This is a genomic window from Janthinobacterium sp. BCJ23, assembly GCF_059617945.1.
The window spans coordinates 16,223-27,618 of the sequence record NZ_JCAQAW010000001.1 but is presented as its reverse complement, the minus strand read 5'-3'; the positions used below and the strand labels follow the sequence as shown (position 1 = coordinate 27,618).

General features: G+C 57.8%; 12 protein-coding genes and 1 tRNA gene. 6 read left to right on the top strand and 7 right to left on the bottom strand.

All coding sequences use genetic code 11. The annotated features are described in order from the left end of the window. Nucleotides 1-131 precede the first annotated feature (131 nt). The 6 genes from AC54AG_RS00110 (at nt 132) to AC54AG_RS00085 (ending at nt 7,393) form a co-directional block, all read left to right on the top strand. Nucleotides 132-1,346 (top strand): efflux RND transporter periplasmic adaptor subunit, encoded by a 1,215-nt coding sequence (locus AC54AG_RS00110; RefSeq protein WP_496629242.1) that lies wholly within the window; start codon nt 132-134, stop codon nt 1,344-1,346. A 15-nt stretch (nt 1,347-1,361) separates the two neighbouring features. Further along, nucleotides 1,362-4,526, top strand: coding sequence for an efflux RND transporter permease subunit (locus AC54AG_RS00105; RefSeq protein ID WP_496629241.1), 3,165 nt, complete (start codon nt 1,362-1,364; stop codon nt 4,524-4,526). Between the two features lies 1 nt (nt 4,527). Further along, the gene (gene adeC / locus AC54AG_RS00100; protein ID WP_496629240.1) at nt 4,528-5,976 is read left to right on the top strand and encodes an AdeC/AdeK/OprM family multidrug efflux complex outer membrane factor; all 1,449 of its coding nucleotides are present in this window, start codon (nt 4,528-4,530) and stop codon (nt 5,974-5,976) included. A gap of 68 nt (nt 5,977-6,044) precedes the next feature. Then, a complete protein-coding gene (locus tag AC54AG_RS00095; RefSeq protein WP_331778089.1) occupies nt 6,045-6,659 on the top strand; it encodes a TetR/AcrR family transcriptional regulator in 615 nt (204 codons plus the stop codon). Between the two features lie 102 nt (nt 6,660-6,761). Continuing rightward, nucleotides 6,762-6,838 (top strand) — tRNA-Pro (locus AC54AG_RS00090). Between the two features lie 132 nt (nt 6,839-6,970). Beyond that, nucleotides 6,971-7,393, top strand: coding sequence for a hypothetical protein (locus tag AC54AG_RS00085; protein ID WP_331778088.1), 423 nt, complete (start codon nt 6,971-6,973; stop codon nt 7,391-7,393). A gap of 133 nt (nt 7,394-7,526) precedes the next feature. Here the strand turns inward: AC54AG_RS00085 and AC54AG_RS00080 are convergent, their stop codons facing one another. From AC54AG_RS00080 to AC54AG_RS00050, 7 genes are all read right to left on the bottom strand, one after another. After that, nucleotides 7,527-8,033 (bottom strand): phage baseplate assembly protein V, encoded by a 507-nt coding sequence (locus AC54AG_RS00080; protein ID WP_331778087.1) that lies wholly within the window; start codon nt 8,031-8,033, stop codon nt 7,527-7,529. A gap of 181 nt (nt 8,034-8,214) precedes the next feature. Then, the gene (locus AC54AG_RS00075; RefSeq protein ID WP_331778086.1) at nt 8,215-9,129 is read right to left on the bottom strand and encodes a hypothetical protein; all 915 of its coding nucleotides are present in this window, start codon (nt 9,127-9,129) and stop codon (nt 8,215-8,217) included. A gap of 213 nt (nt 9,130-9,342) precedes the next feature. After that, complete coding sequence (locus AC54AG_RS00070) at nt 9,343-9,546, bottom strand: phage virion morphogenesis family protein (protein ID WP_331778100.1); 204 nt, start codon at nt 9,544-9,546, stop codon at nt 9,343-9,345. Further along, nucleotides 9,543-9,809, bottom strand: a complete 267-nt coding sequence (locus tag AC54AG_RS00065; protein ID WP_331778085.1) for a phage virion morphogenesis protein — start codon at nt 9,807-9,809, stop codon at nt 9,543-9,545. Before AC54AG_RS00065 ends, AC54AG_RS00070 begins: the two co-directional genes overlap by 4 nt. A 183-nt stretch (nt 9,810-9,992) precedes the next feature. Beyond that, a complete protein-coding gene (locus tag AC54AG_RS00060; RefSeq protein WP_152546466.1) occupies nt 9,993-10,406 on the bottom strand; it encodes a hypothetical protein in 414 nt (137 codons plus the stop codon). Nucleotides 10,407-10,580: 174 nt separating this feature from the next. Beyond that, nucleotides 10,581-10,991 (bottom strand): phage virion morphogenesis protein, encoded by a 411-nt coding sequence (locus tag AC54AG_RS00055; protein ID WP_425324006.1) that lies wholly within the window; start codon nt 10,989-10,991, stop codon nt 10,581-10,583. Continuing rightward, complete coding sequence (locus AC54AG_RS00050; RefSeq protein WP_331778098.1) at nt 10,988-11,353, bottom strand: phage tail protein; 366 nt, start codon at nt 11,351-11,353, stop codon at nt 10,988-10,990. The genes AC54AG_RS00055 and AC54AG_RS00050 overlap by 4 nt, the downstream gene beginning before the upstream one ends. Nucleotides 11,354-11,396 lie beyond the last annotated feature (43 nt).

Here is an 11,396-nt window from a genome sequence, read left to right as displayed (position 1 = left end):
CTTGATGGTTACTATGTTTCAATTGTAACGATGCTTGACGATTTTAGAATGATCGTTCATTCTTTGATCTGCGTTAATAAATTTAGTCATTTCTAACGACACTAGCCAGCTTCTTTTTCAGAAAGTCCAAGATGCAACCAACCTTTTCCCTGACGTCGCCGCGTACGAGCGGCGCTATTGCCGTTCTGTGCGCCACTGTAATCATGGCCGGCTGCAGTAAAAAACAGGAAGCACCTCACGCGCAGCAAGCGCCACAGGTGGTCGTGTTTACTGTTAATCCGGCCGCGTTGCCGATGAGCGCCGAATTGCCCGGCCGTACCAATGCCTACCAGGTCGCCGATGTGCGCCCGCAAGTCGGTGGCTTGATCCAGAAGCGCCTGTTTGTCGAGGGTAGCGATGTGAAAGCGGGCACGGCCCTGTATCAGATCGATTCCGCCACGTACCAGGCGGCCGCCAATTCGGCCAAGGCCGCGCTGTCGAAAGCCAAGGCCAATCTGCTGACGGCCGGTCCGAAAGCGTCGCGCTACAAGGAACTGGTTGCCATCGAAGGCGTGAGCCGCCAGGAATACGATGATGCCGTCGCTGCGTTCGAGCAAGCGAAGGCAGACGTCGAGTCCGCCACTGCGGCGCTGGAATCGGCCAACATCAACCTGCGCTACAGCACCGTGACGGCGCCGATCAGCGGCCGCACCAGCCGCTCGACCGTGACGGCCGGCGCGCTGGTGACGGCGGGCCAGGCCGAAGCGCTGACGACCGTGCAGCAACTCGACCCGATCTATGTCGACGTGACCCAGTCGAGCACCGATTTGCTGCGCTTGAAGCGCCAGATGGCCGACGGCTCGCTGAAAAAAGTGGGCGAAGGCCAGGCCAAGGTCGATTTGATCTTGCCGGACGGCAGCAAGTACGGCGAATCGGGCAAGCTGCAGTTTTCCGGCGTGACGGTCGATCCGACCACGGGTAACGTGATCTTGCGCGCGCTGTTCCCGAACCCGAAAGGCGAATTGCTGCCAGGTATGTACGTGCGCGCGCAGCTGGAAACGGGCGTCGATGAGAAAGCCATTACCGTGCCGCAAGTGGGCGTGACGCGCAACCAGAAGGGCCAGGCCACGGCCATGATACTGAACAAGGAAAACAAGGTCGAACAGCGCGTACTGACCACCAGCGGCACCGTCGGCACCAACTGGCTGGTGACGTCCGGCCTGGCCGCAGGCGACCGCGTGATCGTGGAAGGCTTGCAAAAAGTCAAGCCAGGCGCCCCAGCCGTTGCCGTACCGGCCAAGGCCGAAGCTGCTCCTGCGTCCGCCGCTGCCGCTTCTGCCGCCGCATCGGCTGCCAGCGCCCACTAATTCAGGAGAATATTAATGGCCCGTTTTTTCATTGACCGCCCGATTTTTGCCTGGGTGGTCGCGATCGTCATCATGCTTGCCGGCGTGATTTCGATCCTCAGCCTGCCGATCGCGCAGTACCCGAGCATCGCTCCGCCGTCGATTTCGATCAGCGGCTCCTACCCTGGCGCCTCCGCCAAGACCGTGGAAGATGCGGTCACCCAGGTCATCGAACAAAAGATGAAGGGTATCGACGGCTTGCGCTACATGTCTTCGTCGAGCGATGCGACTGGCGGCATCAGCATCACGCTGACGTTTACCAGCGGCACCAATCCCGACATCGCCCAGGTGCAGGTACAGAACAAGCTGCAGCTGGCTACGCCACTGCTGCCGACGGCTGTCACGCAACAGGGTCTTGTCGTGTCGAAAGCCACGAAGAACTTCCTGATGGTGTTCGGCTTCATTTCCGAAAACGGCAAGATGGACCAGACCGACTTGAGCGACTATGTGGCCGCCAACGTCGTCGATCCGCTGAGCCGCGTTCCTGGTGTGGGCGACGTGACGCTGTTCGGTTCGCAGTACGCGATGCGTATCTGGCTCGACCCGGCCAAGCTGCAAAGCTTCAACCTGACCCCGGCGGACGTGATTACGGCCGTGCAGGCGCAGAATGCGGAAGTGTCTGCCGGTGAACTGGGCGGCACGCCGTCCGTCAAGGGCCAGCAGCTGAACGCCACCGTCTCGGCGCAAAGCCGCTTGCAAACGGTGGAACAGTTCGGCGCCATCTTGCTGAAAACCACCACCGAGGGTGCCATGGTGCACCTGAAGGACGTGGCCAGCATGGAACTGGGCCGCGAGAACTACAACACCGTGGCCCGCTACAACGGCCATGCGGCGACCGGCGTGGCGATCAAGCTGGCGACGGGCGCCAATGCGCTCGATACGGCCAATGCGGCGAAAGCCATGCTGGGCAACCTGAGCAAGCAATTCCCTGAAGGCATGAGCTACCAGGTGGCGTTCGACACGACCCCGTTCGTGAAACTGTCGATCGAAGAAGTGGTCAAGACCCTGGTCGAAGCCGTCATCCTGGTATTCCTGGTGATGTATCTGTTCCTGCAAAACTTCCGCGCCACCCTGATCCCGACCATGGCCGTGCCGGTCGTGCTGCTCGGTACCTTCGGCATCCTGAATGCGTTCGGCTATTCGATCAATACGCTCACCATGTTCGCCATGGTGCTGGCCATCGGCCTGCTGGTCGACGATGCGATCGTGGTGGTGGAAAACGTCGAGCGCGTGATGAGCGAAGAGGGCTTGTCGCCGCTGGAAGCGACGCGCAAGTCCATGACGCAGATCACGGGCGCGCTGGTCGGTATCGCCATGGTGCTGTCGGCCGTGTTCGTGCCGATGGCTTTCTTCGGCGGTTCGACAGGCGTGATTTACCGCCAGTTCTCGATCACGATCGTCTCGTCGATGGTGCTGTCCGTCGTCGTCGCGCTGGTATTTACGCCAGCCTTGTGCGCCACGTTGCTGAAACCGGTCGAAAAAGGCCATCACGCGACGAACAAGGGTTTCTTCGGCTGGTTCAACCGCAGTTTTGATCGCAGCAGCAACAAGTACCAAAGCATGGTTGGCGCGATGATCACACACCGTGCCCGTTCGATGCTGTTGTACGTCATCCTGCTGGCCGGCCTGGTATTCGTCTTCATGCGCTTGCCGACCTCCTTCCTGCCGGAAGAAGACCAGGGCATCCTGTTTACGCAGATTCAATTGCCGACGGGCGCCACGCAAGAGCGCACCCTGAAAGTGATCGAACAGGTCGAAGACCACTTCATGAACAGCGAAAAAGACAACGTCGCTTCCGTGTTTGCCGTCGCCGGTTTCAGCTTCGGCGGTAACGGCCAGAATACGGGTATCGCCTTCGTGCGCCTGAAAGACTGGTCGCTGCGCAAGGACGTGGCGCAAAAAGCGCCGGCCGTGGCCGGTCGCGCCATGGGCAAGCTGTTGCAGATCAAGGATGCGATGGTGTTTACGTTCGCTCCGCCTGCCGTGCTGGAACTGGGTAACGCCACCGGTTTCGACATGCAGTTGCAGGATATCGGCGGTGTCGGCCATGACGCCCTGATGGCGGCGCGTAACCAGTTGCTGGGCATGGCCTCGCAGAATCCTGCCATGGTTGGCGTGCGTCCGAACGGCCAGGAAGATACGCCGCAGTACAAGATCGACATCGACCAGCAGAAAGCTACCGCGCTGGGCTTGCAGATCTCGGAAATCAACCGCGTGCTGAGCGTGGGCTGGGGTAGTTCGTATGTGAACGACTTCCTCGACCGCGGCCGTGTGAAGAAAGTGTTCATGCAGGGTAATGCCGAATCGCGCATGCTGCCGGAAGACTTGAACAAATGGTTCGTGCGCAATAGCGCTGGCCAGATGGTGCCGTTCTCGGCATTCGCCACGGGCAAGTGGATCTATGCTTCGCCGCGCCTGGAACGCTACAACGGCTTGCCGTCGGTGGAGATCCTCGGTACGCCGGCGCCGGGCCAGAGCACGGGCGCCGCCATGAACGCGATGGAAGAGATGGTCGCCAAGCTGCCGCCAGGCATCGGCATGAGCTGGACCGGCGTGTCGCTGGAAGAGCGCGAATCCGGTTCGCAGACGCCGCAGCTGTATGCGCTGTCCTTGCTGATCGTCTTCCTGTGCCTGGCCGCGCTGTATGAAAGCTGGTCGATTCCTTTCTCGGTGCTGCTGGTGGTACCGCTGGGCGTGATCGGTGCCGTGCTGGGCACCTGGTTCTTCGGCCTGTCGAACGACGTGTACTTCCAGGTGGGCTTGCTCACGGTGGTGGGTCTGTCGGCGAAGAATGCGATTCTGATCGTCGAATTCGCCAAGGAAATGCAGGAATCGGGCATGTCGCTGCTGGACGCGACCTTGCATGCGGTGCGTCTGCGTCTGCGTCCAATTCTGATGACCTCGATCGCTTTCGGTCTGGGCGTGTTGCCACTGGCGATTTCCAGCGGCGCCGGTTCCGGCAGCCAGAACGCCATCGGTATCGGCGTGCTGGGCGGCATGTTGACGGCCACGTTCCTTGGTATCTTCTTCGTGCCGGTGTTCTTCGTGCTGGTGCGCGGCTTCTTCTCGAAGCCGGACGCGCCAACCACGCCGGCGACGCCTGGTTCGCCAGCCGTCACGCTTTCTAAGGATGCGCATTAATATGAAAAAAACGCTACTCTCCATGGCGGCACTGGCCTTGCTGGCCGGTTGCAGCCTGGCCCCCACGTACGAGCGTCCGGCAGCGCCGGCGCCCACGGCGTGGCCGACCGGTCCTTCCTACAAGGCCGACATGGCCGCCGCCGACGCCAAGCCGGTGGCGGACGTCGCCTGGCGCGAGTTCTTTGCCGATGCGCGTTTGCGCCAGGTACTGGAACTGGCGCTGGCCAACAACCGCGACCTGCGCGTCTCGATCCTGAACATCGAGAAGGCGCGCGCCACCTACGGCATCGAACGCGCCGCCCTGATCCCGACCCTGTCGGCCTCGGGCGGCCAGTCGGCCACGCGTATCTCGAAAAACCAGAGCGCCTCCGGCGAAGCGTCCATCAATCGCCAGTACACGGCGAACCTGGGCGTGTCGGCGTACGAGCTGGACTTCTTCGGCCGCGTGCGCAGCCTGTCCGACAGCGCGCTGGAACAATACCTGGGCACGGAAGAAGCACGCCGTGCACAGCAGATCAGCCTGGTGGCCGAAGTGGCCAGCACCTATCTGAACCTGGTGGCCGACCAGCAGCGCCTGCGCGTGGCGCAAGACACGCTGAAGAGCCAGCAGTCGTCGTATGACCTGGCCGTGCGCCGCTTCAGTGCCGGCGCCACGTCGGGCCTGGACAAGTACGATGCCCAGACCAGCGTGGAGGCTGCCCGTTCCGACGTGGCCGTCTACACGAGCCAGGTTGCGCTCGACCAGAACGCGCTGGTCTTGCTGGTGGGCGGCCCCGTGCCGGCCGACCTGCTGCCGCAAGGCGAGTTCGGCGCCGTGACGGCCCTGGCGGACATTCCGTCCGGCGTGCCGTCGGACGTGCTGCAACGCCGTCCCGACGTGCTGGCGGCCGAGCGCACCTTGCGCGCGGCCAACGCCAACATCGGCGCGGCGCGCGCGGCTTTCTTCCCGCGCATTTCGCTGACGGCGACGGCGGGTTCGGTCAGCGACAACCTGTCCGGCCTGTTCAAGGGCGGCAGCGGCACGTGGAGTTTCCTGCCGCAGATCAGCTTGCCGATCTTCGATGGCGGCGTGAACCGCGCCAACCTCGATATCGCCAAGGTGCAGCGTGAAATCTCCGTGGCGCAATACGAAAAGGCGATCCAGGTCGCCTTCCGTGAAGTGTCCGATGCGCTGGCCCAGCGCGGCACCATCGACGAGCGCCTGCAATCGCAGGTCTCGCTGGTCGAGGCGTCGACGAAGAGCTACACCATCCACGATGCGCGTTACAAGCAGGGCGCCGAGTCCTACCTGAACGCCCTGGTGGCCCAGCGCGCGCTGTACACGGCGCAGCAAAGCCTGATCACGGCGCGCCTGGCCAAATCGACCAACCTGGTCACCTTGTACAAGGTGCTGGGCGGCGGTTGGCAGCCTGAGCAGACAGCCGTCGCGGCGGCTGGCGGCGCCCAATAATCACGGGGACGCCGACGCCGGCCTTGCCCTTGTCCGCAGGGGCAAGGCCGGCGCGCTACTGGAAAATCATGAACCAAGTTGAAAAGAAGCATCCGGACCCCGAGCGCGCCAACACGCGGCGCAAGCAGGTCCTCGATGCGGCCGAAAGCTGTTTCAGCCGCCGCGGCTTTCACGGCGCCAGCATGGCCGAGATATCGAAAGCGGCCGGCATGAGCGCGGGCCACATCTATAATTATTTTGACAGCAAGGATGCGATCATCGCCGCCTTCGTCATGAAGAACACCGAGCGGGTGTCGAACCTGATGCAGGATCTGGCGCAGCGCGAAGATCCGCTGCAGTCCGTGATCGACAATGCGGGCGAGCATGTGCTGGAAAGCCTGGACCCGAAAACGTGGGTAATGCCGCTGGAAATTTTTGCCGAGGCCTCGCGCAATCCCGCCATTGCCGAGATGCTGCGCTGCGCGGACGTGCGTTCGCGCCAGCAGCTACTCGCCATCATCCGCGACGCGCGCATCAAGCGCGGCTTGCCGGCCGATGAGGAGATGCTGGAAGGGCGCCTGAACGCCATGATCGCCATGTACCAGGGCTTGCCCGTGCGGGTGGTGCACAATCCAGACGTCAAGGTCGAACCGCTGATCGCCGGTTTCCGCATCGTCCTCACGGCGCTGCTGCTGAGCGAATAGGGCGCCTGGACGGGGCATGCAAAAAAGTTTGCGCAGTTCGATATGAATCATGCGCAAAGCATGGCAAAAACCTAAAAGCGTCTGCTATAATTCCCACCTCGTCGGGGCGTAGCGCAGCCTGGTAGCGTACATGCATGGGGTGCATGGGGTCGGAAGTTCGAATCTTCTCGCCCCGACCATTAGATTCAAGGACTTACGGCGCAAGCTGTATAGAAACCCAGTACTGTATATTATACGTTTGTATAATATCGGTGCTGGGTTTTTCCGTTTACGCGACGTATGACCAAGCAAGCTTTGCTTGGAAAGTCAGCATGTCTCACCGTAATCCTTTTGATGTTATTTCATCCACCGTTGATCTGGATGATTCGGCAGAGCACGGTGATGCTCAATGCTTTATGGTCAGCGCCCTGGCGCGTGTGATCGAATGTCTGCCCCTTATCGCGCAATCTTCTGTTTTGGTTGCTAAGCGATATTTTGAGGGCGCGGCAACGGATAGCGAGGCCTTAGCTGCCCGGGCGATGCTTTGGGAGGCCATCCGTGGGCGCGATATGTCGGATGACCCTGATGTGTTGCGTATCAGAGCCACGATTTGTGCGCTGCATGGCATGGATGCTGAAGCTCCTTGCGACAAGTTGACATACTTTCTGACGTTTTGGGAGCGCAGCGGCCTCAGCATGATCGAGCTGGCTGGAGCGATGTTCGACACATACGGCGTTGTTTATCACGACGCTTGATCGGCAGCGGCGACATATGCCGAATGCGTCAGAACTATGTCTGCTGCGGAGCTGAAGCAGCCGCGACTACTTGCGAAGGTCGGGTTTTATTCAAGCCAGGGTAATGTTATCGGGATCTCGGAAACATCCGCAATCACTTCCTTGATGTAGATTCCGTGGTCTTGCCTGACGTGTGCACCCGGCGCTTTTGAATGTCGCTGCGGTTCTCGCCGTGCCGTGCCGCATCCTTGGCCGCCAAGGCCCGGATATCACGGAATACCACGTCATCCTTCATACCAACGCACTCCTTTGCGCGCTCCCACATCGAACCAAGGCCCAAGCTGGTGGCGGTGCTGCCTGGCAGCGTGGCCGTCAGCGCGTGTGCCGCATGGCCGTACTGCACCACGGCGCCGTCAGGATAGTGCGTGGTGTGGATGCTGTCGCTCGATTCGGCTACGTCAAATTCCTGCGAGTACAGCACCGGCAAGATGAGGCCGCGCGACAGGCCACAGCCTGTGGCAAAGACGATGACCTGTTCGCCCACGGTGGGTGCCGACCAAGTGCGCGTGCTGCCCGTGGCCCATCTCAGCCATTCCGTGGTGAGTGTCGGCCCGAGCCGCACGCGCGCCTTGACCCCTTTTACCTCGGCAATGGTGCCCAAGCGGATCAAGTTTTACAGCGACCGGGTGAGGTCGGAAAGGTCGGCGTTCATGCAGTGCATGTTGCCGAAGTCCGCGTGCGGATGCACGACGGGGGCGGGTTGATAAGCGAGTTAATGCCGATGAAGGTACGTAATAGTCCTTCGGATTTTTTCAGAATGAATCGGATTTTATTGGTGTAATTTATAAGAGGCACTGAATGTGTAAGTTTTCCAATATTATTAAATCGTTTTCTACTGATTTTTGGCGAGGTCCCGCCCTGAATTTGGAATTACTATTGTAATAAATAATAGCTTCTTTTCCCAATTCTATGCATTCGACAATATTTTCTTCTAGGCTTTCGACTTTCGATCCTGTTGCTATAGAGTTTTGAATCCTTTGAACTTTTTTTCTTAATATTTCTGCTTTTCCTCTAATTTCATCGTTGTAATTCATTGTTGAATTTTTCATTTCTCCCGTTTCTAACTTTTCGCTTCTGAAATCACGTCTTAATTGTGTGATCTCTGCCATCAATACTTGAAAATACCCTTGTGGATCGGGCTGGCCGTTTTCTATTATTTTTGCTGGGCTTGAGAGTTCAAGTAATTTTATTAAGGAATTCACATTGTACGGTTTCCCGGCTGCATCTCGAGTAGAGCGTATGGCATCAGAGATCGATTTCTGATCTTCTAAAACTTCTCTGTATCGTAGTGTCTTATGATAGGTTGTATAGCGAATCGGAGCGATGTCGAAAATATCTTGTGTATCTGCATCTTTAACCAGAATTGTTGGTTTATCAAATGCTTGGCGCAAACCAAGTTCAAACAATACGTTCGGATTTCGACTGCTAAGATCACATATAGCCATAGGCGAGTGAACAACCCTCTTCAAAATATCAAGATGTATTAAATTGCTTTCTTTAACATCGTCAGCTCTAGTTGCCTTATAACCAGCGATTTGGCATGCTGGTTTGAAAATATCTTCATAAACTTTGGCGAAATGTCCGGAATCATATCCCAATTGATCTGATATTGGCATAATTACAAAACATTCTTCTGGTAAGGAAGTTTCCTCAATATCTTGAGGAGTGCTAATTTGTGCGTGTTTTTTGGCAGTCATAGTGAAAATTCCGAGTTGATGATATTTCAGTGTATCAACTTGGTTGTTTTATGGCAATTATTTTATAGTTCGTATAACTATTTTTCATCTCGCCTTCTGTTGTTTTATTGTGAATTTCTTAATAAAATTGTGTGTGTGTTGTTCAGGTAGTGCGATGCTCGCTATGCATATGATCTGATCAGGTAGATGAAAATCTGCCATTTTCAATTTTCCCTAAGAACTTTGCAGGTGATGCAGCAAAGAATGGCGTACCAACTTCCATTCCAACATATTCAGTCCTAGTAGCGGTCGCCTCGGGTATTGGTAGATGACTTCCTTCTTGTCTACTCGCTCGTGCTGGCCGAACTGATGCACGCGCGCCACCCGCGCCACCCAGCCAAAGAAACCAACTTCGATCTGGTCGCTGGTCGCCTTTATTTCAAGTGCTTGGCGGTACGAATCTTGGCAAACATCGCCGCCTTCTGCCGCTTGATCCGCCCATTCTTGCCCTTGAATTCCTTGCGCCGCTTGCGTGCCGGGTAGGCGGTACCGTCCGGCGCCTGCTGCGCCTTGATGCGCTGCGCCTGGCTGCGGCGCAGGTCGATGGCCACCTTGTGATTGATGGCGCGGCGCTGGGCTGGCTGCAGCTTGGCCAGCAAGGCGCCGGCCCAGGCTTCCAGTGCATGCAGGTCGTCACTCATGCTGTCGCCTCGGGCGTGCGCCATTCGGCCAGCAGGGTCTCGCCGTCATACAGCTTCCAGAACTCGTCCGCATAGGCGGGCATGTGCTGTATCTCGGCCAGGTGCTGGATGTCCAGTCGGAAGGTTAGGGCAACATTCGCCAGTTGAAATTTCCGATGAGTAGTTGCAGTTAAAGTGCCAAATCTAAAAAGTTACAAGGACACATTCTCTGTCACTGCTTTCATAAAACCTGATCTCATATTCTCTGGAAGGGTAGTTCTCTGCCTGGACTTCAATAGCGACCATCGGCCGTTCATGTCCGGGCAATGCGTTTGCCGCATCGGAGACGGCGGAAACAGACACAAGGCGAGGGGATTGAATTTTCCCCCAAGATTTGACTGCTGCCAGACCAATCACATTCTCGTGTGATAACGCCATGCAAACAAGGTTGTTCCAAGTCTTGGCGTCATCTTGCTGATAGGCATCAATTAACCGGTAGGCGTTCGCCAAGAGTTTTTCTGTTCCTGGCGGTGTGGTTGCATGCATGCTGATAGGTGGCTTATTGCTCGCACATCCGCAACACAACGTGGCGAGTAAAATAACGATATTTTTTTTCATAGTTGGGTACTAAGGATAACTGTAAATGTGGCTGCGTTTGGCCGGTACCGGCCAATATCACGCGACTCTAACTCATTTGATAACTGATGTCAGTTGAAGTTTGCATTGAAGCATCTTAGTTTTTTTCCATGTGACGCAGCAGCGATTCGCGTATCAACGTCCTATCCGGTTCACTCAAGCCCAGAAACGGCCGCTCCGGGTACTTGTAGACGGGCCCCTTTTTTTGGTAACGCGGTCGGGCTGGCCAAATTGATGCACATGCGCCACGCGCGCCACCCAGCCAAAGAAGCCGACGTCGATCTGGTCGCCTGTCGCCTTCACTTTCAGGTATTTGGCTGTGCGAATTTTGGCGAACATGGCCGCTTTCTGCCGCTTGATCCGCCCATTCTTCCTCTTGAATTCCTTGCGCCGCTTGCGTGTCGGATACGCGGCGCCATCAGGCCCCTGCTGTGCCTTGATGCGCTGCGTCTGGCTGCGGCGCAGGTCGATGGCGACCTTGTGATTGATGGCGCGACGCTGGGCCGGTTGCAGCTTGGCCAGCAGGGCGCTGGCCAAGGTTGCCAAAGTGTGCAGGTTGCCGCTCATGGCGTTGCCTCGGGCGTGCGCCATTCGGGCAGAAGTGTCTCGCCGTCATACAGTTTCCAGAACTCGTCCGCGTAGGCCGGCATGTGCTGTATCTCGGCCAGGTGTTTGATGTCGAGGCGGCCCACCTCGCCGGTCTTGACGGCCACGCGTTCGGTCAGGTCCAGCTTGATGGAAATATCGACCGTTTCGTGGTTGTTGAAGTCTACTTCGAAGGCAATGCCGTGCTTGCGGGTTTCCTCGTTGGCCATCAGGTCGAGCTGGTGGACTTTCAGCCAGGCGATCAGGGCCACCACATTGCCCTCGTCGGCGAAGACCAGCAGGCGGTCATGGTTGCGCTGCAGGGCGGAGATGGCGGCGGCCATACGCGCCAAGGAAGTTTCGACACGGTGCGCATCACCGCGCCGA